The sequence below is a fragment of the Bdellovibrio sp. HCB274 genome, assembly GCF_047306075.1.
GTDB lineage: Bacteria > Bdellovibrionota > Bdellovibrionia > Bdellovibrionales > Bdellovibrionaceae > Bdellovibrio.
The window spans coordinates 1,162,232-1,184,272 of the sequence record NZ_CP178623.1 but is presented as its reverse complement, the minus strand read 5'-3'; the positions used below and the strand labels follow the sequence as shown (position 1 = coordinate 1,184,272).

Annotated in this window: 28 protein-coding genes and 1 tRNA gene; 14 read left to right on the top strand and 15 right to left on the bottom strand. The window is 46.0% G+C overall.

Annotated elements, in window-relative coordinates:
- Nucleotides 1-168: 168 nt before the first annotated feature.
- Nucleotides 169-245, bottom strand: a tRNA-Asp gene (locus tag ACLWNV_RS05850).
- A gap of 249 nt (nucleotides 246-494) precedes the next feature.
- On the opposite strand from ACLWNV_RS05850, the gene ACLWNV_RS05845 reads away from it, so the two are divergent.
- Together ACLWNV_RS05845 and orn are read left to right on the top strand one after the other, a co-directional pair.
- Complete coding sequence (locus tag ACLWNV_RS05845; protein WP_413586986.1) at nucleotides 495-896, top strand: response regulator; 402 nt, start codon at nucleotides 495-497, stop codon at nucleotides 894-896.
- A gap of 26 nt (nucleotides 897-922) precedes the next feature.
- Nucleotides 923-1,450 (top strand): oligoribonuclease, encoded by a 528-nt coding sequence (orn, locus tag ACLWNV_RS05840; RefSeq protein ID WP_413586985.1) that lies wholly within the window; start codon nucleotides 923-925, stop codon nucleotides 1,448-1,450.
- 2 nt (nucleotides 1,451-1,452) lie between these two features.
- Here orn and ACLWNV_RS05835 read toward each other — a convergent pair whose 3' ends face one another.
- Nucleotides 1,453-1,809: a winged helix-turn-helix transcriptional regulator gene (locus ACLWNV_RS05835; RefSeq protein WP_413586984.1), complete on the bottom strand. Its 357-nt coding sequence runs from the start codon at nucleotides 1,807-1,809 to the stop codon at nucleotides 1,453-1,455.
- Nucleotides 1,810-1,924: 115 nt separating this feature from the next.
- Here ACLWNV_RS05835 and ACLWNV_RS05830 point away from each other — a divergent pair, with 115 nt between their 5' ends.
- Nucleotides 1,925-2,395, top strand: a complete 471-nt coding sequence (locus ACLWNV_RS05830) for a GNAT family N-acetyltransferase (protein WP_413586983.1) — start codon at nucleotides 1,925-1,927, stop codon at nucleotides 2,393-2,395.
- Here ACLWNV_RS05830 and ACLWNV_RS05825 read toward each other — a convergent pair.
- The gene (locus ACLWNV_RS05825; RefSeq protein WP_413586982.1) at nucleotides 2,384-3,793 is read right to left on the bottom strand and encodes a sigma-54-dependent transcriptional regulator; all 1,410 of its coding nucleotides are present in this window, start codon (nucleotides 3,791-3,793) and stop codon (nucleotides 2,384-2,386) included. The genes ACLWNV_RS05830 and ACLWNV_RS05825 overlap by 12 nt on opposite strands.
- Before the next feature lie 217 nt (nucleotides 3,794-4,010).
- Between ACLWNV_RS05825 and ACLWNV_RS05820 the strand changes: the two genes are divergently transcribed.
- Both ACLWNV_RS05820 and ACLWNV_RS05815 read left to right on the top strand, forming a co-directional pair.
- A complete protein-coding gene (locus tag ACLWNV_RS05820; RefSeq protein ID WP_413586981.1) occupies nucleotides 4,011-4,583 on the top strand; it encodes a hypothetical protein in 573 nt (190 codons plus the stop codon).
- 9 nt (nucleotides 4,584-4,592) lie between these two features.
- Entirely contained in the window at nucleotides 4,593-4,853 is a 261-nt protein-coding gene (locus tag ACLWNV_RS05815) for a CsbD family protein (RefSeq protein ID WP_413586980.1), read from the top strand.
- A 98-nt stretch (nucleotides 4,854-4,951) separates the two neighbouring features.
- Here the strand turns inward: ACLWNV_RS05815 and ACLWNV_RS05810 are convergent, their stop codons facing one another.
- The gene (locus tag ACLWNV_RS05810) at nucleotides 4,952-5,239 is read right to left on the bottom strand and encodes an Hpt domain-containing protein (protein ID WP_413586979.1); all 288 of its coding nucleotides are present in this window, start codon (nucleotides 5,237-5,239) and stop codon (nucleotides 4,952-4,954) included.
- A 244-nt stretch (nucleotides 5,240-5,483) separates the two neighbouring features.
- Between ACLWNV_RS05810 and ACLWNV_RS05805 the strand changes: the two genes are divergently transcribed.
- The 3 genes from ACLWNV_RS05805 to ACLWNV_RS05795 all read left to right on the top strand — a co-directional run bounded on the left by ACLWNV_RS05805 (nucleotide 5,484) and on the right by ACLWNV_RS05795 (nucleotide 7,298).
- Nucleotides 5,484-5,732, top strand: coding sequence for a hypothetical protein (locus ACLWNV_RS05805; RefSeq protein WP_413586978.1), 249 nt, complete (start codon nucleotides 5,484-5,486; stop codon nucleotides 5,730-5,732).
- Nucleotides 5,733-5,764: 32 nt separating this feature from the next.
- The gene (locus tag ACLWNV_RS05800; protein WP_413586977.1) at nucleotides 5,765-6,427 is read left to right on the top strand and encodes a hypothetical protein; all 663 of its coding nucleotides are present in this window, start codon (nucleotides 5,765-5,767) and stop codon (nucleotides 6,425-6,427) included.
- A gap of 157 nt (nucleotides 6,428-6,584) precedes the next feature.
- Complete coding sequence (locus ACLWNV_RS05795; RefSeq protein ID WP_413586976.1) at nucleotides 6,585-7,298, top strand: substrate-binding periplasmic protein; 714 nt, start codon at nucleotides 6,585-6,587, stop codon at nucleotides 7,296-7,298.
- A 61-nt stretch (nucleotides 7,299-7,359) separates the two neighbouring features.
- Here ACLWNV_RS05795 and ahcY read toward each other — a convergent pair whose 3' ends face one another.
- The 3 genes from ahcY to ACLWNV_RS05780 form a co-directional block, all read right to left on the bottom strand.
- Entirely contained in the window at nucleotides 7,360-8,784 is a 1,425-nt protein-coding gene (ahcY, locus tag ACLWNV_RS05790) for an adenosylhomocysteinase (RefSeq protein WP_413586975.1), read from the bottom strand.
- Between the two features lie 46 nt (nucleotides 8,785-8,830).
- Entirely contained in the window at nucleotides 8,831-9,595 is a 765-nt protein-coding gene (gene map, locus ACLWNV_RS05785; RefSeq protein WP_413586974.1) for a type I methionyl aminopeptidase, read from the bottom strand.
- A 355-nt stretch (nucleotides 9,596-9,950) separates the two neighbouring features.
- Nucleotides 9,951-10,361, bottom strand: a complete 411-nt coding sequence (locus tag ACLWNV_RS05780; protein WP_413586973.1) for an SWIB/MDM2 domain-containing protein — start codon at nucleotides 10,359-10,361, stop codon at nucleotides 9,951-9,953.
- A 341-nt stretch (nucleotides 10,362-10,702) separates the two neighbouring features.
- Here ACLWNV_RS05780 and ACLWNV_RS05775 point away from each other — a divergent pair, with 341 nt between their 5' ends.
- Together ACLWNV_RS05775 and ACLWNV_RS05770 are read left to right on the top strand one after the other, a co-directional pair.
- On the top strand, nucleotides 10,703-11,056 hold the full coding sequence (locus tag ACLWNV_RS05775) for a J domain-containing protein (RefSeq protein ID WP_413586972.1): 354 nt from the start codon (nucleotides 10,703-10,705) through the stop codon (nucleotides 11,054-11,056).
- Between the two features lie 40 nt (nucleotides 11,057-11,096).
- Entirely contained in the window at nucleotides 11,097-12,353 is a 1,257-nt protein-coding gene (locus tag ACLWNV_RS05770) for a sensor histidine kinase (RefSeq protein WP_413586971.1), read from the top strand.
- On the opposite strand, the gene ettA is transcribed toward ACLWNV_RS05770, so the two are convergent.
- Complete coding sequence (ettA, locus tag ACLWNV_RS05765) at nucleotides 12,350-14,020, bottom strand: energy-dependent translational throttle protein EttA (RefSeq protein ID WP_413586970.1); 1,671 nt, start codon at nucleotides 14,018-14,020, stop codon at nucleotides 12,350-12,352. The genes ACLWNV_RS05770 and ettA overlap by 4 nt on opposite strands.
- A 150-nt stretch (nucleotides 14,021-14,170) precedes the next feature.
- Here ettA and ACLWNV_RS05760 point away from each other — a divergent pair, with 150 nt between their 5' ends.
- Both ACLWNV_RS05760 and ACLWNV_RS05755 read left to right on the top strand, forming a co-directional pair.
- On the top strand, nucleotides 14,171-14,431 hold the full coding sequence (locus ACLWNV_RS05760) for a hypothetical protein (RefSeq protein ID WP_413586969.1): 261 nt from the start codon (nucleotides 14,171-14,173) through the stop codon (nucleotides 14,429-14,431).
- Between the two features lie 24 nt (nucleotides 14,432-14,455).
- The gene (locus ACLWNV_RS05755) at nucleotides 14,456-15,232 is read left to right on the top strand and encodes a methyltransferase domain-containing protein (RefSeq protein WP_413586968.1); all 777 of its coding nucleotides are present in this window, start codon (nucleotides 14,456-14,458) and stop codon (nucleotides 15,230-15,232) included.
- Between the two features lie 12 nt (nucleotides 15,233-15,244).
- Here the strand turns inward: ACLWNV_RS05755 and ACLWNV_RS05750 are convergent, their stop codons facing one another.
- The 4 genes from ACLWNV_RS05750 to ACLWNV_RS05735 are packed head-to-tail and all read right to left on the bottom strand — an operon-like array spanning nucleotide 15,245 to nucleotide 17,249.
- Nucleotides 15,245-15,991: a substrate-binding periplasmic protein gene (locus ACLWNV_RS05750; RefSeq protein ID WP_413586967.1), complete on the bottom strand. Its 747-nt coding sequence runs from the start codon at nucleotides 15,989-15,991 to the stop codon at nucleotides 15,245-15,247.
- A complete protein-coding gene (locus ACLWNV_RS05745; RefSeq protein WP_413586965.1) occupies nucleotides 15,991-16,314 on the bottom strand; it encodes a BolA family protein in 324 nt (107 codons plus the stop codon). The genes ACLWNV_RS05750 and ACLWNV_RS05745 overlap by 1 nt, the downstream gene beginning before the upstream one ends.
- 6 nt (nucleotides 16,315-16,320) lie before the next feature.
- On the bottom strand, nucleotides 16,321-16,908 hold the full coding sequence (locus ACLWNV_RS05740; protein WP_413586964.1) for a hypothetical protein: 588 nt from the start codon (nucleotides 16,906-16,908) through the stop codon (nucleotides 16,321-16,323).
- A 59-nt stretch (nucleotides 16,909-16,967) separates the two neighbouring features.
- Nucleotides 16,968-17,249: a hypothetical protein gene (locus tag ACLWNV_RS05735; RefSeq protein ID WP_413586963.1), complete on the bottom strand. Its 282-nt coding sequence runs from the start codon at nucleotides 17,247-17,249 to the stop codon at nucleotides 16,968-16,970.
- 124 nt (nucleotides 17,250-17,373) lie between these two features.
- On the opposite strand from ACLWNV_RS05735, the gene ACLWNV_RS05730 reads away from it, so the two are divergent.
- Nucleotides 17,374-17,787: a hypothetical protein gene (locus ACLWNV_RS05730; RefSeq protein WP_413586962.1), complete on the top strand. Its 414-nt coding sequence runs from the start codon at nucleotides 17,374-17,376 to the stop codon at nucleotides 17,785-17,787.
- On the top strand, nucleotides 17,784-18,428 hold the full coding sequence (locus ACLWNV_RS05725) for an RluA family pseudouridine synthase (RefSeq protein ID WP_413586961.1): 645 nt from the start codon (nucleotides 17,784-17,786) through the stop codon (nucleotides 18,426-18,428). The genes ACLWNV_RS05730 and ACLWNV_RS05725 overlap by 4 nt, the downstream gene beginning before the upstream one ends.
- A gap of 88 nt (nucleotides 18,429-18,516) precedes the next feature.
- On the opposite strand, the gene ACLWNV_RS05720 is transcribed toward ACLWNV_RS05725, so the two are convergent.
- The 3 genes from ACLWNV_RS05720 to ACLWNV_RS05710 all read right to left on the bottom strand — a co-directional run bounded on the left by ACLWNV_RS05720 (nucleotide 18,517) and on the right by ACLWNV_RS05710 (nucleotide 22,033).
- Nucleotides 18,517-20,526, bottom strand: coding sequence for an ATP-dependent helicase (locus tag ACLWNV_RS05720; protein ID WP_413586960.1), 2,010 nt, complete (start codon nucleotides 20,524-20,526; stop codon nucleotides 18,517-18,519).
- Between the two features lie 118 nt (nucleotides 20,527-20,644).
- Nucleotides 20,645-21,085 (bottom strand): hypothetical protein, encoded by a 441-nt coding sequence (locus ACLWNV_RS05715; protein ID WP_413586959.1) that lies wholly within the window; start codon nucleotides 21,083-21,085, stop codon nucleotides 20,645-20,647.
- Nucleotides 21,086-21,097: 12 nt separating this feature from the next.
- Nucleotides 21,098-22,033, bottom strand: coding sequence for a hypothetical protein (locus ACLWNV_RS05710; protein WP_413586958.1), 936 nt, complete (start codon nucleotides 22,031-22,033; stop codon nucleotides 21,098-21,100).
- Between the last annotated feature and the right edge of the window lie 8 nt (nucleotides 22,034-22,041).

Genomic DNA, 22,041 nt, shown 5'->3' with positions numbered 1-22,041 from the left:
AAAGGGTTGCACGTTGCAGCCCTTTTTTTTGTTGAACTAGATAGTCCTCGCCTCCTCAGGCCTGTCTGTATTTGCATAATTTTAGTTCGAAGTAGAAAAATGGATTTTGGGCATAAAAAAACCGAAGACTCAGCTTCGGTGATTTTGGCCATGATTTCAGAGAAAAAATGGCGGGGTGGACGGGACTCGAACCCGCGGCCTTCCGCGTGACAGGCGGACGTTATAACCAACTTAACTACCACCCCAGTGGTGTTTTGGAAGACTTGTTATAGCTACACTAGAACCTCAGATCAACATTATTTTTTAAATTTTTAATGATATTTCAAACCAACCCGCAAACTAATGCAGTGTGGACAGCAAAGCCTCTGGGTTTTGCTTAAGATTTATGCAAACATAGGATATCTCGGGGTTTTTCTGCCTAAGCACATGCTTAAAATCGCAAATTAGCGGCTGCGGGCGATGACTCCCCCGCCCTGCTTTGCCATAATGGATCCATGATTATTCAATCCCCATCACGTAACGGCAAACTACTTATCATCGACGACGAAGAGGATCTGCGCGAGGTTCTGACCGCGATCCTGGAAGATTCCGCAGGCCAAATCGACACGGCCGCAAACGGAATCGAAGGCATCGAAAAGCTTAAATCCAATCACTATGACGCCATCTTGTCTGACGAAAAGATGCCCAAAAAATCAGGTCTGGAAGTTTTAAAGTGGATGCGCGAAAACAACATCAATACTCCGTTCATCATGCATACAGGTTACGGTCAAAAGGACATCATCCAGGAAGCACAGAAGCTGGGAGTGTTTGCACTGATCGATAAACCTTGGAACGAGAAAAAGCTGATTGAAACCGTCAAAACAGCTTTGCAAACCGGCACTGCTACGCCAAAATAATCTGCTAGAACAGGAAGAAGGCTTTTATGGAAAAACTATTTTGGCTTGATATGGAGATGACTGGTCTTGATGTGGAAAAAGAACGCATCATCGAAGTTGCCGCCATCGTCACAGACTTAAACTTTAAAGAGTTGGATGTCTTTGAAACCGTGATCAAGCAACCACAAAAATTCCTGGACAGTATGGATGCCTGGAACACCGAGCATCACAAGAAATCAGGCCTGACTGCCAAAGTTCCAAACGGCATGCCCGAGGACCAAGCGGAGGCGATGCTGGTTGATCTGGTTAAGAAACACTGGCCAGAGCCAAAGGACCGCCCGGTGATGGCGGGGAACTCGATCATGCAAGATCGTCTGTTCATTAATAAGTACATGCCGGATCTTGCGGGACGCCTGCACTATCGCCAAGTTGACGTGTCTTCTTGGAAAGTTATCATCAATAACAAGTTTCGCTACGTTTATCAAAAAACCAACAGCCACCGCGCTTTGGATGATATCCGCGAAAGCATCCAGGAACTGCGTCACTACTGTGACAACTTAAACTTTAAAAAATAAGTTTAACGTCCCACCATCACAAAGGGGCCTGATACATAGTCTTTTTGATTAGTAAGGCCCCAGCGGATCATCGCATACAGCACTGGTTTTAATTCCTGCCCGACCGGTGTTAATTCGTACTCAACTCCAGACAATTTATCTCGGCCCAAGACAGAACGACGGACTATACCGCTGCTTTCTAATTCCTTTAATTGCCGGGTCAGTGTGACCTGCGTGATTCCCGGTGTTAAACGGCGAAGCTCGCCAAATCTTTTCGCTGATTTGCGCAGGTTGTACAGAATGACAACCTTCCACTTCCCCTGAAGCAAGGTCACCGTTAATTCCGCAGGACAGTTGAATTTCTTTTTCTTAAAAGTCACAAGGCATCCTTGGTTTCATAACTAGTATCATTTACGATACTAGTTCTAAAAAATTCCTATTTTAAAAAACGACATTAATCATGTTAGCATCCCAGGGTCAACAGCGGAGGAATCCATGTCAAAGTTCCAGGTCACCACTTATGCGCCCGAATATCACGAAGCCTATGTTGAGCTTAATACCGAGTGGATTAAGAAGTACTTCCGCGTGGAAGAAATGGATCTGAAACAATTAAACCAGGCACAAGAATGTATCCTGGATATAGGCGGGGAGATTTTCTTTATCTTAGATCAAGGCAAAGCCGTCGCGACCTGCGCGATGGTTCCCCACGGCGAAAAATCCTATGAGCTTGCGAAAATGGCGGTGTCACCGTTGTATCGCGGCCAGGGTTTGGGTGACGTACTAATGGAGGCGGCAATCTCGTGGGCCCGCGAAAAACAGGCCCAGGAAATTACTTTGTTATCAAATACAGTTCTGTCGCCAGCGATTACTTTGTATAAAAAGCACGGCTTTGAAACGACTCACTTAGGTCCCCATCCCGATTATGAAAGATGCAATATCGAGATGAAGCTAAAGCTAGTGCTGTAACGATTCCCCGTCTTGGAGTTTTCGGTACAAGGTTTTGCGATCAATCCCTAGCGTCCTCGCTGTCAAATCTTTGACCCGGTCGCACTTTTCAAAAACGAATTGGATGTACTTGCGTTCGACTTCCAAAAGCGGCGCCCCTTGCTGTCCATACTTAAAGACAAAAGTGTTTTGAGCATCATCCACCATTTCACTATCAGTGGTTGCCAAAGCTGGCTCATCAAACATCAAGAACGAAGATACGTCGATTTCTTCCTCGGAACTTAAGACCACCGCGCGCTCGACCGTGTTTTCAAGCTCGCGCACGTTGCCGCGCCAGTGTTGGGTTAATAAGAATTCCTTAGCGGCCTTTGTAAAGCCTATGATCTTGGAACCATTTAGCTCCGAGAACTTCTTAAGAAAGAATTCTGCAAGCGGCATAATGTCTTCGCGGCGTTCACGCAGCGGTGGAATCAAAATCGGAATAACGTTTAAGCGGAAAAACAAGTCCTCGCGGAAACGCTTCTCATAAACTTCCATCCGCAGATCCTTATGAGTCGCAGTGATAATGCGCACATCAATAGGACGGGATTGATTTTCACCGACGCGTTTGATTTCTTTTTCCTGAAGCACACGTAAAAGTTTTGCTTGAAGTGCCAGGTTTAAGTCGCCGATTTCATCCAAAAACAAAGTCCCGCCGTTGGCTTCCTCGAACAATCCGATCTTTTTATCGTGAGCTCCGGTAAAGGAACCTTTCGCGTGACCAAAAAGTTCGCTTTCCAGCAGGTTCTCAGGAATAGCTGAGCAATTAATTGCCACAAATGGCTTATCACTGCGGCCTGACCAATTATGTATGGCTTTGGCAAAAACTTCTTTCCCTGTGCCCGACTCGCCCGTAATGGAAACTGTGGCGGAGCTTTTCGCAACACGCTTGGCAAGTTCCATAATCAGACGAATACTTTCGCTTTTTCCGATGATGCCGTGAGGACTTAAACCTTTGCTTTGATCAATCGCATCGCGCAGGTTTTTATTTTCTCTATTTAAATAGTTATATTTAAACGCCCGCTGAGCTGAAATTAACAACTGCGGAAAGTGGATGGGCTTAACGACGAAATCGTATGCCCCCGCCTCGATGGCGGTGACTGCTGTATCCACATCATTAGAAACTGTAACCAGGATAATAGGAACCATCAGTCCTTCATTGCGCATTTGGCGAATGAAATCCAAGCCTGACATCTTAGGTAAATTTAAATCAGTGATAATGGCATCGGGCGCGATCTTTCGCGATTTCAAATTCTGCAAAGCTTCCAGCGGATCTTCACAATGGTGAACCTGAATATCTTTTTGGCGAAAGTACGCCACAGCAAGTTCGGCTAAATCTAAATCGTCTTCAATCAAAAGTATGTGTTTTGGAGAGTTCATAATTTCTCAGTCCTCCATTTAGATGCCACCTATTAAAACGAGTGAGGAATTTAGCTACAACCCAAAAGTCCTTTTATGCCCCATTCGTAATCTTTTTAAGATTCTTTCCTTGATAATTTTGAGCTGAGCCTATCGGTCCTGCGGCATCGTAAATGCACAATGGTTTTTTACCCAGGGCGCAAAAGACCCTGGCCAGTAAAAAGAAGGAGTAACAATTATGTTGCAAAGAAAATCACTAATCATCACAGCTCTCGCAGCAACAGCAACAATCGCAGTGAGCTGCGCTTCTAAAGAACCAAAGGAAGCTCAAGTGGAAACTCCATCCAAAGTTTCTCAAGCCGCTGCTGAAGTCGGCGCGACTTATTATACAGTGATTGATTTCCCTGCAGGAAAAAACACTGTTAACGACACTGAGAAACAAAAGCTTCGCCAATTGGCAGGAGTAGCAAACGCTCGCGGTGATGTGAAAGAGATCCAGGTTTTAGCTTGGGCTGACCGTGAATACCCGGCTGAAGGTCAAAAAGTTTCCAGCGGTGATAAGAAACTGGCCGATGATCGTCTGGCTGCAGTGAAAGACTACTTTAAAAAAGATCTGCAATCCGATGCTGATATCGAAAGCCACAACATGGCGAAACGTCCGGGATTCTTTGCCGAGATGGTCAACTCCGAAGACAACAAAACTAAAAACGCATTTGAACAAATTGGCGCGGCACCTAACGACATTGGTCCACGTCAGGCATTGATGGGAAACAAAGCTTCTAAAGCTGTGATCCTAGTAAAATACGAATAGGAGGTAGTTATGAATAAAGACGTACTTCAAGGTAAATGGAAAGAAATTAAGGGCGAACTTCGCAAAACCTGGGGCAACATCACGGATGATGAGTTCGAAAAAACCAAAGGTGATGCGACTGCAATCGCTGGTATCGTTCAACAACGCTATGGATTGGCGAAGGAAGATGCCTCTGAAAAAGTATCTTCTTTGATGGACAAGTATGCAGAGTCCACAAAAGACAGCTTGCGCGAAAATCGCGATAAAGCTGAACGCAACCGCGACCATTAGTAGTTTTACTCCGTGATCGGATCCTTCAGCGGTCACGGGTTTCTCCGCCGCCCCTTTGTTATCTTCCGCCGAAGATGATGGAGGGGCGGTCTCTCTTTTTAAGGCGCAAGATTTTTTAAATGAACATTCAAAGCGTCCAGCAACGACTGCACTGCTGATTGAACAGCGACCTTGTCAGCTTCGATGGCAGAAAACTCCAGCTCTTTTGCCATATCAATCAGATTTTCAAATTCGAAATTTTCAGCATTACCCTTGATTTGGTGGCCCATCTTTTTTGCGAGCTCGAAATCCACGGTCTCGCCCGTAATCACGGCACCAAGCTCAACGATACGACGATTGAGATATCGCACCTGACTTTCAACTGACACTTTAAAATCATCATCCATGCACACACTCTTCAGCACCTAAGACTGAGTGTCTAGAAAAAAGTCCCAGAAATCATCAACACGAGTGGATGCATCCCACTTCTCCCCACGAAGGGGATTTTTGCCACAGTATTTTTAATATTCACATTTGTACTCAAATATAAAAGCAGCTCTGGCTGGCACCGCCGTTGCAATTCCAGATTCTTATAAATATGGCGGGAACAATTCCCCCGGAAGTTATTACTACTCTACTAAAGGAGAAATTATGAAACTGGCTACTTCGATTTTACTTGCTGGATTTATGTTTGGTGCAGCTTCTTACAGCTTTGCTGATGACATCAAAGAAACCACGAAAGAAATCAAACAAGATACAACTAAGACTGTAAAAAAAGGCAAAAACCGTGTGGAAGAATCTGCATGTGAAATGGTGAACGGTAAAATGGAGTGCGCTGGTAAAAAACTAAAAAACCGTGCCTCTGAAGCCGGTGACGAAGTTAAAGACATGGCGAACTAGCTAATTGTTAACCGCTTCAACAGGAGTACATCATGAATTTCAAAAAATATATCATCATCGCAGCGGTTGCACTTTTGAGTTCCCCTTCCGTATATGCTCAAGACAGCAACACTGACACGAATTCGAACACGAACAGCTCCAGCGACAGCGATATCAAGCCTGGTGGCATGTTCATCGAACCCATGCTGACCTACCAAACCGGAGACGTAAACGTTTCTTATCCGGCACCTTTGAATGACTCGAAAGAGGATTTAAAAGGTTTCGGGTTGGGACTTCGTTTTGGTGTGCATGTGTGGGAGTCATTGTTCCTGGGAGCAGACGGTCGCTTTGCAAAACCTAACTATGATTCCTCGGCCCTTAATGGTGATGCCGCATCGGATTCTTACGATGCGGGTCTGACATTGGGAGTTCAAACCCCTCTTTATGGCATCCGTGTGTGGGGTACTTACATCCTGACTGGATCTTTGAATCCAGAGGAGATCGGTGGAGTCGATGTGAAATTCAACGATCTTAAAGGTTACCGTGTTGGCGCCGGCATTTATGTCAAAAGCGTCAGCATCAACCTTGAATATCAGGATGCCACTTATGACTCAACAACGATTGAAAACGCCGGTCCCCTGTCTGGGAACCTAGATGGCATTGAAGGACGAAATAAGAGCTATATCGTAAGCTTGTCCTTCCCTGTCACTCTCTAACCACCCTTCCCAATACGGGCAGTCTCATTGAGCCGAGCTGCCCGTCCTCTTTTACTTCGGTACATGAAGAATCTGTTAGGAAACGAATGTAACTTGTCATTCCATATAACTTTTGTAACCTCTGGCTTCTGATTTCTTAACCGAGGTTGAAGTTATTTTGCTCTGGATTCTGCATCTCTTTTTTATATCTGCATTTGCGAGCGAAGCCACGGCGAAGTCGATCAACCTGGGTGTACCTTACAAATACAACCGCAATCAGGCCCTGGTGGAGTACCACGATCTGATTATCAGCGCTTACAGCGACATCGGTTATAAAGTTAATATTGTTCTGCGCACGGCTCAAAGCCCGCGCGAGATTTTGCTTTCTGGAAAAGTCGATGCGGTCGCTTATGATGATTTAAGTGACACGCGTGAGGTTGAAAAAGTTGTGATCACCTCTTTTCCTGTGGCAAAAACTTTTGCCATGGTTTTTTACCTGAAATCAGCCCCTGTCACCACCAAGACACTTAAAAAATACAAAGGGACGATCTCGTTAAACAATGCGCGAATTTTGAAAGAGGCCGCACGACGCCACTTGAACTTTGTACAGGCGACAAATCCATTCCACTGTATGCAATTACTTTTGGAAAAAAAAGTGCACTACTGTATTTCAGTGCGCGAGGTAGGGCTTTCCACAATCAAAGCCAACCCTGAAGCCAAAGGCAAAGTCGAGATGATGGAGGAACCCTTCGTCGAAACACCAGTACATCTGGCGATGAGAAGAGAGTTTAAAGACATTATGCCTAAGCTTGAAGAGGCATTAAAGAAAAGGCTTACGGGAGATCTAAGTCCCTACCCTACGGTGCGAGGGGCGCTTAACACCAACCCATAAAAAAAAGCCCCACTTTGCAGCGGGGCTTTCTTAGTTAAACCGATTTTAACAATTACCGATATTAGTAACGGTAGTGTTCTGGTTTGAATGGACCAGTTGGGTTCATGTGTAGGTACTTCGCTTGTTTTTGAGAAAGCTTCGTCAATTTAACACCAAGTTTGCCCAAGTGAAGAGCTGCCACTTTTTCGTCCAAGTGTTTTGGCAAACGGTAAACTGCGATTTTTTGGTACTTGTCGCGGTTCATGTAAAGTTCCATTTGAGCCAATACTTGGTTCGTGAATGAGTTCGACATTACGAAGCTTGGGTGACCAGTAGCACAGCCCAAGTTCACCAAACGACCTTTTGCAAGGATAATGATTTGGTTGCCGTTTTTCAAAGTGTGGATGTCCACTTGTGGTTTAACTTCGCGGATTTTTGAGTTCTTGTTCATCCAAGCCATATCGATTTCGATGTCGAAGTGACCGATGTTACAAACGATCGCGTTGTTCTTCATTTTAGTGAAGTGCTTTTCAGTGATGATATCGCAGCAACCAGTTGCAGTTACGAAGATATCGCCCAGTGGAGCTGCGTCTTCCATAGTAACAACTTCGAAACCTTCCATAGCTGCTTGCAATGCGCAGATAGGATCGATTTCAGTTACAAGTACGCGAGCACCAAGACCGCGAAGAGAGTGCGCAGAACCTTTACCAACGTCGCCGTAACCTGCAACAACGCAGATTTTACCAGCGATCATAACGTCAGTAGCACGTTTGATACCGTCAGCAAGGGATTCACGGCAACCGTACAAGTTGTCGAATTTAGATTTAGTTACAGAGTCATTGATATTGATTGCTGGAACTTTCAATTTGCCAGCTTTCAACATAACTTCAAGATTGTGCACGCCAGTAGTAGTCTCTTCAGAGATACCGATGATTTTCTTCATCTCCTTAGCAAAACGCGGCTCGTGCATCATGTTGGTAAGGTCACCACCGTCGTCAAGGATCATGTTGTAACCGTCTTTGCCCCAACCAGTGATAGTTTGTTCGATACACCAGTTGAACTCAGTCTCAGTCAAACCTTTCCAAGCGAAAACCGGGATACCAGCAGCGGCGATAGCTACTGCCGCGTGATCTTGAGTTGAGAAGATGTTGCAAGAAGACCAACGGATCTCGGCACCAAGCTCTACAAGTGTTTCGATCAACACTGCAGTTTGGATAGTCATGTGCAAGCAACCAGCGATTTTTGCACCTTTAAGTGGTTTTTGTTTTCCGAACTCTTTACGAAGAGCCATCAAACCAGGCATTTCAGTTTCAGCGATAGAGATCTCTTCACGACCCCATTTTGCAAGCTTTGCGAAAACTTCTGGGTTTTCCATAGCTTCTTTGCAAACCATAAAGTCACGATTTGTTTTAGCTGTAGTCGTAGCGGCTTTAGTAGCTGCCACTGCCATAGCACCTTTTGCGTTCTTTTTCATAGCAGATTTCCCGTTCGTAGTTGTAAGAGCCATTTAAAACGTCCTTATGTTATTAATTTAAAAATTCAAAAAATAAAAATTATGGAAGAGTCAGGATTTCGTAACCAGTGTCAGTAACCAGCACTGTGTGCTCGTACTGCGCTGAAAGAAGTCCATCGGCAGTGTTGTAGTACTTTACAGAAGAGCCCGGAATATTGAACTCCACCACATCCTCAACACCTTGATTCACCATCGGTTCAACCGTGATACAGTGAAAAGGAACCAGGCGCTCGCCCTTGCCCTTTTTACCAAACGCCGGAACAAACGGCTCTTCGTGGAAAATACGACCCACACCGTGTCCACCGATTTCTTTCACCACAGTGTAACCCTTGCGAGTCACATACTTGTAAGTTTCAAAACCAATATCGCCCGTGTATCCACGTGGAGTGATCGCCTCGATCCCCTTGTCACGAGCCATCTGTGCAGTTTCCACCAGATCACGGGCCTCATCAGAAACATTCCCAATCATATACATGCGAGAAGTATCCCCAAAAAAACCATCCATCCAGGCAGTCACATCAACATTGATAATGTCGCCATCTTTCAAAATCACAGAAGAATCAGGAACCCCATGACAAACAACTTCATTAACAGAAGTACAAGTGTACTTAGGATAACCATGATACCCAAGACAAGCGGACTTAGCCCCCTTGCTCAACATGAAATCATTGGCAAGCTCATCAATTTCCTGAGTAGAAATCCCAATTTTCACATACTTTTCAAGATAAGTAAGAGTATCAGCCGCAATCCTGCAGGCCACAGTCATTTTTTTGATCTCTTCAAGAGAAAGAGGCTTAATTCCCATAGGCAAAAGGTATAACACACACCCCTCATTACGCCAAGGACAGGATTGACCGTTTCCTTTAGGAAACGAGCTCACAAAGCGGCGCCAAGTCGCCAAAGGCGACGGCCAGCCAAAAAACCAGCGGCGCCCAAAGGGCCAGCCAGAAAAAAGCGCGAACACCGGAAACCAAGGGATGGTTCAAAAGGCCCCAGGAGCAAGGCGGAGTGGGCCGCCCGCAGCGCAGGCGTACTTAACGTACGTCGGAGCGAGGACGGCCCGCTCCAACGCAGCGATGGGGTCTTTTCAACCATCCCGCCCCGAAGGCAAAAAAAAAGCCACCCGAAGGTGGCTTTTTTCACTCTTAGATAACTAAGATCTATTTAAGATGCTTAGAAACAAGTTTAGTCATGTCGAACATGCTAACTTGAGTCTTACCGCCGAAAACTTCTTTAAGTTTAGCGTCAGCGTTGATGTTACGTTTGTTTTTAGAATCTTGAAGATTGTTCTTCTTGATGTAAGCCCAAAGTTTTTTAACAACTTCAGTACGTGGAAGTGGTGAAGCACCAACTACTGCTGCTAGAGCTGCAGATGGAGTCAAAGCTTTCATGAAAGCTGCGTTTGGCTTACGAGCAGATTTAGCTTTTGGAGCTTTAGCTGCTTTAGCTTTAGGAGCTGCTTTTTTAGTAGTAGCTTTTGCTTTTGGAGCTGCTTTTTTAGCAGTTGTTTTTTTTGCTGCAGCTTTTTTAGGAGCAGCTTTCTTAGTAGCTTTTTTAGTAGCTTTTGCCATTGTTAATTCCTCCGTTAGGATTATTGTCTTGTTTATCTCGAATGAGTTAAGTGTGTATCTAAGTCCAGTCGTTTGTCCAAAAAAAAATGCAAGACCTTCATTTTTTTTCGCACCCCCTCTAAAAACCGCATTTTTCCCTCTGAAACAGCTGTTTTACCCTCTCAAAACCAGTGTTTTCCAGTCGCAAAAGCCCTTTTTCCCTCGGGGAAATGCACTTTCTAGGAGGGAAAAAGGTCTGTTTTTCAGTCTGCGCGCACCTCTGGACTCTCTGAAATCAACCGTTTTCCGAATAGAAATGCATGAGTTTTCAGACGAGTTTCAAACAAATCCTGAGAGAAAAAATGGGTCAAGAGTCGACCTCTCAAGGAAATTACTCTTCTGTCATGGACTCGGATCCGATCCACATGGCGTACCTTTTGGGTCACGTGAACAAGGTGGAATTCCAAGGCCCCCGTGGACAATATCCTCGCCCAGCGGTTCGTCCACAACGTAAACACACTTTCACGCCGGCTCAACGCCAGTCTTTCGAATTTTTGAAATGCTGGGTACACGGCCTGTCAGAGGGTTTTACTGAGACTGAATTGAGAAAAGCATTCCGTCAGGCCGCTTTGATCCTTCACCCCGACCAAGGTGGAAACGCAGAGCAGTTCCTTACTCTAAAGGCACACTTCGAAGTCCTGCGCACAGTGATCTAGGCTTAAGATTCCTTATATAAATCCGAATTGTTTATCACAAATGAACAAGAACTTTTCTGTCGACGACCACCGCAAACGTCTCCTGTACATGCAGATAATGTATGCATTCGGTGCATTCATGTCGGTGTTCTATGCTTTCAGGTTCTCTGGCGCCTTTAATTCCCCTCAGTATACAGACATGATGGCCCCCCTGGCGGTGGCGATCATCCTGGGACCACCTTCCCTATGGTATTACTTTAAATTGTACCGTACGGCGGCTGTAAGCCTTCTGGTGACTTTGATTTCCATGATGATCATGCTGATTTACCTGACCGGCGGCTTGTTTGCTCCCGGAGTATTTTGGCTGGCGACAATCCCCCTGGCCACCGCAATTCTGTTCGGCACCCGCGGCGCGATCAGTGGCTATTTCATTATTTTTGCGACCTGCCTGGTGTTTTGGATAAATCATAAAATGGGCGTGGCCCCTAATATCATCTCCTCCACCGATATTTTCCGAGAGGAGATGACCCTGAACCTGTTTGCCTTTTTTGGATTCACGATCCTTACCACCCACGTTTATTTGCGCAAGGAAGCGGTTTATACCCAAACTTTGCGGGAAAAGAACAACGACGTCGAAAACCTGCTGCGAGTCCTTTTACATGACATCGCAAACACCCTGTCCTCGATGACGCTGCAGTTGATTCGCGCCAAGGAAGAGCAATCCACGGGCACGGTCGAGCTTGAAAAGATGGAACGTGCCGTTCACGAGATCAATAATCTACTGACTCAGGTGCGCCATCTGAAGTCCGTGAAAGACGGAAAAACGAAGCTCCCCCTGCGCCCGATGTCTTTGGCTAAAATCCTAAGTGATATCTATGAAACGGCGGAGTCCCTGGCGCAACCCAAGGGAATTAAGCTTTCCCTGGAAATTGGCCGTGAGAAAATGCTGGTGAATGCAGAGAAAACTATCTTAGGGAACGTGGTGCTTTTAAATATCATCAGCAATGCGGTGAAGTTTTCTCACCCTGGGGATCGCATCGATATCAGAGCTTTTACGAATGCGACAAATGTTGTGATCGAGATCCAGGATTACGGCGTGGGTATTCCTGAAGCCATTCAGAAGAATCTATTTGATATTGGCAGTCAGACGAATCGCGCTGGAACTCAGGGCGAAAAAGGCACGGGCTATGGAATGCCGCTGGTGAAAGAATACATTCAAATGCTGGGCGGAACGATCACAGTTATATCCCGTGAGTCCGCCACCGAATCACAACCTCAGGGCACGATTGTAACCCTGAAGTTGCCGTTAGCCAATTAGACCATTTTAAAGCGGATACGTTTCGGACCTGCATTTTCGCCAAGGCGTTTTTTGCGGTCTTCTTCGTACTCTGTGAAGTTTCCAGGATAGAATTCAATTTTTGAATCACCTTCGAACGCCATGATGTGTGTGCAGACGCGGTCCAAGAACCAGCGATCATGCGAAATCACCACGACAGATCCACCGAACTCTAAAAGAGCTTCCTCAAGGGCACGCATTGTATTGACGTCCAAATCATTCGTCGGCTCATCCAGAAGCAAAAGATTTCCGCCCTCTTTCAGGATTTTTGCCATGTTCACGCGGTTGCGCTCACCACCTGACAATTGCCCGACTTTCTTTTGTTGGTCAGAGCCCGAGAAATTAAACCAGGAAACGTACTGACGAGATGGAATCTCGCGTGTTCCTAATTGAATGATATCAGCTCCACCGGAAAGCTCTTCAAAGATCGTTTTGTTCGGATCCAAAGTTTCACGCGTTTGATCCACGTAAGAAATCTTCACTGTCTCGCCCACTTTGAAGGAACCAGAATCTGGTTGCTCTTTGCCAGTGATCATACGGAACAATGTGGATTTACCCACACCATTCGGCCCGATAACACCCACGATCGCACCTTTAGGGATCGAGAAGCTAACATCGTCCAAAAGAACTTTGTGGTCATAGGCCTTTGTGATGCCTTTTGCTTCAACCACGATGTCGCCCAAACGAGGACCTGGCGGGATATAGATAGACATCTCCTGGATTTTTTCCGGAGAAGCTTCTTTCAACAGGTTTTCGTAGTTAGAAATACGCGCTTTAGATTTCGCCTGGCGAGCTTTAGCTCCCTGACGAATCCAGTCCAACTCTTTTTCAAGAGTCTTAGCTTTGCGAGCCTGATCTTTTTGCTCGTTCGCAGTACGCTTGTCTTTTTGCTCAAGCCAGGAAGTGTAGTTACCTTTCCAAGGAATACCTTCACCGCGATCAAGTTCAAGGATCCAACCAGCAACGTTGTCCAGGAAATAGCGGTCATGCGTTACGGCAATAACAGTTCCTGGGAACTTGGAAAGATATTGTTCAAGCCATGCTACAGATTCAGCGTCCAAGTGATTCGTCGGCTCATCCAGAAGCAGGATATCTGGTTCAGACATGATCAAACGAGCCAAAGCCACACGGCGTTTTTCACCACCGGAAAGCTTCGTCACGCCCATGTCACCATCTGGACAGCGAAGAGCGTCCATCACGATTTCGATCTTTTGATCGACATCCCACGCACCCAAAGCGTCCAATTTCTCCTGAAGAGCGCCTTGTTTGTCGATGAGTTTATTCATCTCGTCCGGATCCAAATCTGGATCTGCGAATTTGTCGTTAATCGCGTTGTATTCCGCCATCACTTTTGGAAGCTCGCCCATACCGGCAAAGATATTTTCTTTAACAGTCAAAGACTCATCCAAGTGAGGTTCTTGCTCGAAGTAGCCGACCTTCATTGTTTTAGAAGGGAAAGCTTCACCTAGAAAATCTTTATCAGTGCCTGCCATAATTCTAAGCAAAGTGGATTTACCAGAACCATTCAGACCCAAAACTCCGATTTTTGCTCCGTAGAAGTAAGAAAGGTATATGTCCTTCAAAACGTAACGATTTGGAGGATATACTTTACTTACACCTTTCATTGTGTAGATAATCTCTTGAGACATGATGTCACCCCTAGGCAATGCGCACTAATAGATTGGAAAACGCCAATTTATTAAGACTGAAAATGCTTGTCAAATGGAGTTCCTACGATAACACTATCGCCTTCGTGCATGATGCACGTCCGATAATACTGAAAATTACAGAATAGGTTCATGAGTAACGACATCGAAACAGCACGTACGACGCGTGTGAACACAACTGAGAAGGAAGCAACGACTGCTCCCGCTGCTAAAGAGACAGGCAAAAAAAGTCTCTTTGGCAACCTCAATTCCGACCTGAAAAAGGCATTGGATACGTGGGATGTATTGACTGAAACCGTTTCTCATAAAGTCTCCCCCGAGCAAGAACAGCTGCAGGAAGTCAAAAAACTCCTGGGCGACCTTAAGGCAAAATTAGCCCAATTTGATGAATAGCCACCTTAATGCTATTCTGATTCCATGTGCGACGCCTGGAATCCCACCCAATACGAAAAGTTTAAAAACGAAAGATCCCAACCCTTTTTTGATCTGATGGATTTCATTCATCCCGAGAAATTTGCCTCGGCCATTGATTTGGGTTGCGGCACCGGCGAATTAACCCGGGTCATGCATGAGCGTTTTCATCCCTCATTTACTTTAGGCATGGACTCCTCTCAAGCCATGCTTACCAAAGCGGATGAGTTTTCTTCTGCAAGTTTAAGTTTTGCTGCTGACAACATTGACGCCTGGGAGCAGCCTTCAAGTTTTGATCTGATTATTTCCAACGCTGCCTTACAGTGGAGCCCCGATCATCCCGGATTATTCAAACGATTGAAGAACTCCTTACGTACCGGCGGACAACTGGCGGTGCAAATGCCGATGAATCATGATTACCCCACCCACCTTCTTTCAAGCGCGATGAGTCAGGAAGATGGATGGCAAACGGCTTTGGGTGGTAAAGTCTATGACAAGCCAAAAACCATGCTTTCAGTTGAGCAGTATGCGACTTTGCTCTTTAAACTGGGCTTTCGCGAGCAACGGGTTGAACTAAAGGTGTATGGTCACCTGCTGGAATCACGCGAGGATGTCATTTCCTGGGTGCGGGGCTCGATGTTGACTTATTTTGAAAAAAACATGCCTGCCGAAAACTATGCAGCTTTCTTACAAGAATACCGCGAACGACTTTTTGCAATTCTTCCCGACGACAAACCGTTCTTTTATCCGTTTAAAAGAATTTTCCTGTGGGCGCGGTCTTAAAGTTGCAGCTGATTATTTGATTTTGTAGTGCTTGCGATTCAAAACGATCTGACGATCGATTTCGGCCCGGATTTCTGCTGACAGTTTTTTATTATAGGCAATGTAGGTCGAATATGCGGGCACATCCTCGATCGTCACACTTTTTAGATTATTAAATTTATTTGCATTGATGACGCCTTCAGTGACTGACACCAAATGGATGAAAACGCCGTCGATGCGGTTGTTTTCCACTAAATTTGACAAGCGAACTCCTACATCCTCTCCGTTCAGAGTGATGTAGTTAATTTTATTGTCGATAAAAAATTGCGGAACCAAAGAGCCTGCCATTTGACCGACAGTTTTCCCGGTGAAATCCCTTATGGAAACAGATGTTCTGTCTTTGAATAATTTTTTGGAGACGATCATTCCTGGTTGTTCCGTCATTAACGGCTCGGCAGAAAAATGATACATTTCTTCGCGGTCCGGCGTTTTCACAATCATGAATAACATATCCAGATCACCGATTTCGAGTGCGCGAAACTCCCGCTTTAAAGGAGCTCCCCGCCAGACAACTTTCAATTTGAACTTTTCAATCACCGGAGGCAGCACGTATTTGATCATGAACTCCGGCAGTGCACCCTCGGGTGGATTCACTTCGGATTTTGTGACGTGCGGAGGCCCCGGAACAGCGGCAATTCGCAGCAGCGTCTCTGCCTGTACGTTTTGCAGCAAACCCAGTTGCACCGCCAATAATAGCAAATACCAGCCAAGTATTTTCATTACTTGGGAAGCCTTTTGGAACCGCCCCGGCATTCTGGCGAAATAAAATTCAGTGCGTCTTTCTGCACTTCAAATTCCGCAGGAGTCAGCACTTTTTGAGTTAAAGCGTGCAGGCCTTTATTAAATTCTTCTTTTAGGACGTCATTGACCGCGCGCTGGCGGTCAATGCGGGATTTTCCTTCGAACATGGGCGAAACCAGCAAAACTTTGTAGTGAGTTTCACTGCAGGTCCCTGAGTGCATATGACTTTCGTTTTCGATCTCTAAAACCGAAGGACTGAAAGCGGAAGTCAAAGCCTCGAAAATAATTGCTTCGCGGTTCATGGGAGTTTACTGCTTACGACGTTTTTCAATTTCAGACTTGATGTAGTCCATGCCCATTTTCGCCATGACAAAGACACCTTTTTCCTCAAGCTTTTTTTCCACGTCTTTTGCTTTACGCAAAGCACGTCCCGCTGCCATCGCAGCCAAAGGATGCCCTACCGGCAAGGAATCGAAGTTTCCGTCTTTTTTCCACTCATCCACCACGGTGTCTGCGACTTCCATAACCTTCGGCGCTTTTTGACGAATGATTTCGCTTCCAGGAAATTCGATATGAGCTTTTTCCTCTTCGCCCGCTGGTCCACCTTCGTAGGCCATTTCTTCTGGAGCTAACTTATCATCGGCAGAGCCCGCATTGAAAGTTCCGCTATCTGGATTGTCATGTGCAGGATGCGCCGAAACACCTTCGTTTTGTGCTTCGGTGTTGATCTCGTCAGAGGACGCAGTTGAAGCCGCAGAAACTTCTTCCACTTGATTCATCGAAGCTTCGATATCGGTATCCACCGCCGAATCAAATTCCACTTCTGGCTCACTATGTGATTTAGAAGAGTTATGTTGTGTGTGCTTACCATGAGATTTCGGATGCTTCTTGGACATAAGTCCTCCCCTGACATATTTTAAGGGTACCGCTGATTCGGTCTAAATGGGAAGTCCCATCACAATTGAAAAGGCGCGTCGCTTGAACGCAAATCTGCATTTGGATCCAGTCTGGCTATTTCCTCTGTTAAATGGGACTTCATTTCGTCCACATCGTCGTTATACATCCATAAAAGCTCTTCACGCAGCTTGGCCAGGCGGAACTTTTGCTCGCGGCTCAGAGGCCGTAATTCCTGGATCAGGCGGTTTAAGCGCAAATCCACGACTCTTTTAAAGTCCCCATAATCCAGATCGTCTTCATTTTTTAGAAACAATAAGAACTCTTTAATTTCAGCATTCATGATCGTACCCCTTATAGAGTCATTTTAAGTCTTCAGGGCCCTGGTCTCGAGATTTCCCTGCGATCTTGCCAAGAATCAGACGAAGCCAGTACAATCAGGGCATTCTTATTGAAAAGGAAAACTCATGGCTCCAGAAATGGCAGCAAGTTATATCGTCGGGATCATTCCCTCCTTGGCAACCACCGGGGCCCACTACTGGTTTCATCAGAAAAAAACCAAGAGCGCTGCGTTTCAACAACTGCAAAAAAATCTATCGACCGTGCAAAAGTACTGGTGCGAAAGCCAAAGCCGCGTTTTGCCTCTTGAAGACAATTCAGCAAGCAAAGATCATGAGTCCTTTAAAACCAGTTTGTACATCATGGGTGCACTGTTTGCTTTTATGAGTTGGGCGGGATTTTTCTTTAATATGGTGGTGCTCGCTTCAACCCGCAAATTCGCCATTTCCCGTTTTGAACAAAAGATTTTTAATTCGGAGTTGTGTCAGAAAAACCTTTCCGCTGCCGAAATTGAAACTATCTTGAGGGACTGCGAAGGATGAACTCACTGGAAATCATCGCTCGTGGCGACGGTTGGTTGGTCATCAACAAACCTCCGGGTACTTCTGTTCACAATGACCCCCGCGACGTCTGCCATCTGTTGGAAAAACAATTAATTCCGGGAAGCTTTGAAGGCATTCATCCGGTGCACCGCCTGGATAAAGAAACCAGCGGTTTGCTAGTGATTGCTTTAAACACCCGCATGGCCAAACAACTGGCCGAGCAGTTTCAAGCGCGCACTTGTGAAAAGTATTACTATGCCCTGCTTCGTGGCTCGATGCCTGTGAGCGAGGAGTGGCAACACTGGAACACGCCTATTACTGACAAGGCTGAAGGCCGCTCCAATCCCCAAGGCCTATCCAAGGACCGTGTGGAAGCGCGCACGGATTTTAAAGTTATTAAGTCTGATCAATACACGAGCTTGATCGAGGTGCGCCTTTACACCGGCCGCCAGCATCAAATCCGCAAACACTCGGCCCTGGCCAAGCACGGGATTTTGGGTGATGCCCGCTATGGCGATCCCAAGTTCAACAAACGCATCGCTGAAATCTATAAGACCGATCGAATGTTTCTGCACGCGGGAAAGCTTAAGATCACCATCGACGGTAAAGAGCATACTTTCGAGGCACCACGCGAATTTTAGGTGCCAGGTCCTATTCCTTATCGCGTGGCGATAAGGAATAGGACCTGGCACCAAATAAAAAAGCCGAAGCGCTGTGCTTCGGCTTTTTTTATTTTCCAATCTTGGAATCGAGTTTAGACAGGAAACTTGCGACTAAGTCGTCGCGGGCTTGGCCTGTTACGGGACGAGCGCCCAATGGATATTCTTTGTAAAGCTCCGTTGGGATTTCCAACAGGAATCTTGAAGGAACAGAGGGACGAACCACGCCGTTCTTTTTACGCTGCTGACAGCGTGACATGACCAGACGGTTTTTCGCACGAGTGACACCCACGTAAAATAAACGTCGTTCTTCGTCGATGTCAGAGCCCAGGTTTTTGTGTGGAAGCAGGTCTTCCTCGATCCCCGCCAAAATTACGACTGGGAACTCCAAGCCTTTTGACGCATGCAAGGTCATCAGCTGCACTTTGTTTTGATCTTCTTCTTCGTTGTGATCTTCACGAAGCATCATCGAATCAACGAAGGACTTAATGTATTCGATTTCGTGAGCGCGACGGCCCAGGTAAGCGTCTAAGATTCTGCCCAGGATTTCGACTACGACCCACTTTTTTTCCGCAGATGCCGGATCCGCGGCCGTGTTCATGACGTACTCTTTATAGCCCAGCTGATCGAAGAGTTCGACCAGCTTTCCGCCCGGCGAAGAGCCCACGTTGAAATCCAGAAGATGTTTCGGCAGGTATTCGATGAAACCCAAAAGGTCTTCGATTGCCTCCCCGGTTTTTTCCGGAATCTCGGCATCTTTCCATAGACGACAAGCATCCAGGAAGCTCACGCGACGTTTCTGCATGAACTCCGTTAGTTTTTCAATCGTCGTGTCACCGATTCCACGGGATGGAACGTTGATGATACGGCGAAGAGAAACCTCATTCGGCGAGAAGGACTGTTTTAGGTACGCCATGATGTCTTTGATCTCTTTACGGTCAAAGATCGAAGTACCGCCGGAAATTGTATAGGCGATATTCGCCCGACGTAAAGAGGCCTCGATCAATCCACCCTGGGTGTTTGAACGATACAGGACAGCGAAGTCCTTAAGCTTATAGCCTTCTTTTTGGAAGTGCTGGATTTCCTGAACGACGAATTCACATTCGTCCTCTTCACGCTCCAGAATAAAGACTTCCGGCAGAACTCCGGTTTCCTTTGCGGCTTCTGCGCGCAACACTTTTCCGTGACGGTTCTTGTTTTTGGAAATCGCGGCATTGGCGACCGCCAAAATTTCACCAGACGAGCGGTAATTACGCTCAAGCATAATCACTTCGCACTTTTTGTGCTCGTGCGGGAAATTCAGAATATTTTTAATTTCAGCACCACGCCAGCCATAGATCGACTGATCGTCATCCCCCACCACAGTGATATTGCTGTGAGGTTTCACGATCTGCTGAATCAAATCCATTTGCATGCGATTTGTGTCCTGGAACTCATCGACCATGACTTGGGAAAACTGGCTTTGCACCTTTTCCAGAATTTCCGGATGGTTTTTGAAAAGCTGCAATGGCTTAATCAAAAGACCTTCGAAATCCACCACTCCCAAGTGTTCCAGACGTTTTTCAAACTTAGGTGCCAGGACTTCCACCATCTCGTGGTATTCGTCAAAGCCCTCATGGGTATGAGCGACACCCGTGCGACGATCATTGATCATCGATAGAATCTTATCGACGTCGAATTTGTCTTTGCCGGAGTTTGCGATATTTTTGATAAGTTCTTTTAAAACAGCATTACAGTCCGTTTGATCGACGATACCGAAATGCGGGGAAAGACCTGCGTGCTTGTGAAATCTGCGCAGGATTTGCAAACCGAAGGAGTGGAAGGTGCCTGCCCACAGGCCGTCACCAGCCCCGCCCAGCTTTAATTTCACGCGGTGTTTTAGTTCGCGCGCGGCTTTATTGGTGAAGGTCAAAACGCAGATCTCCGATGATTGCGCCACACGCTCGGAAATCATTCTGCCCGTGCGTGAAACCAATACCGTCGTTTTACCGGAACCCGCCCCTGCCAGAATCAGCAAGGGACCGAAGTTATGTTTAACAGCCTTTTGCTGCTCAGGGTTCAACCCCTTCAACCAATCCATCTTTTACAGTGTACCTCAGGAAAAACAAAAGCGTCGCACTTTCGTACGACGCTAATCAATATTTGCTGTTAAGCGTAAGCCGCAAATCCGCAGCTGCAGCCTATTTCACAGGCAGTTACTACTGACGATTGTGAATTAGAGTTCTAACTTCGTCTTCGAATACAACTTCGATTTTATCTGTCGCTGCATCTTTGATGAAACCCAAACCGAACTTAGGATGTTGCAACTTCGTGTTTTTTTCGAATTTGCCCTTCATATTGTAGTTTGAAGTTGAAGCACCATCGTTTGCCATCAACATTTCGTATTCGTTTTTGTGGGAAGATTTGCGTGAGTTCATAGTTTGCTCACGTTTTTTAGCTGCAGCACCCGTCAATGGCTTACCAGTTTTAGTCTGAGCCTTTGGAAGAGAGTAAGTTTTTTGAGAACCGCAGATTTCACACTTAATTTTCGCCGAAGTCGCTGATGTGTGCGCCAAAACTACATGGTATCTATCAGCATCACATTTTTTACAGAACGCAAAAAAGGATTTAGCGACTGGGGGTAAAGTGTTCATCGTCATTTTTCTTCCTATCTAGTATTGTTGTTTCAATTGATAAATCATTAGCTTGTCCTCGAGCTTTTTCTGCGCGATTTCACCCGCACTTAAAAAGAAAGGACCTTCCGCGCGCTCGATGCGTTGTTGGAAATCCAACATGCTGTCTTCGTCTTTTGGATCAATGAACGTCCCTGTCGGGCCATAGTGTTCCAAGAAAGCCAGATCGTCCTCTTTGTTAAAGAATTTCTCCCAACAATGAGTATTGACCTGAACACGGTAAGTTATAGTTTTAGCATGAGAATGCACCGGAGCGTAAGCCCCAATCACCTCTAAATGTCCGTAATGCGAATGGAGCTTTAATGCTGGGCTGCCCCATTGAGTCATCCCGGAGCATTGTTCGACATTGGCATACCACAAGCCGAAGGCTTTCGAGAGGAATCCGAGGCCGTAAAACTGCTCTTCCTTCGGTAATAACGAATTAACCGAGCACAGGTTGTGAGCAACCCACTCCCCTTTATGCATTGTCGGGATGATGATGAACAAAGAAAGAGGCACCCAGTCCATCTCGTCCAGGGACTCAATTTCCTTTAAAACCTTGGAAGTTTTGATCGGACTTAGTGACGCAGGGTATTTTTTTGGATCCAAAACCTCGCGAACCAACTTGGATAGCACCTTGGGACGAGCGGCAAAACCCGCCACGAACCCCGGCATCACCGCACAGTCATAGAACACCCAACGAGGCATCGCCATGTTGGAAGGACCGAAGGCACGCTCTTCAATAGAGTAAATGCGATCTGCAAAAGCAATTTCAGTGATATCGAGTGGATCTTTGAAAATAGGACTGTGCTTAAACCAGTCAAGTTTATGAAATGATCCCGGTTGAGCAATTTCATTTTCCTCGCGCACAAAAACGTAAGGACGAATATCCTCGCTGTTCAACCATTTTGCTTTTTGCATTAACTCATTAATCAACGTTCTTA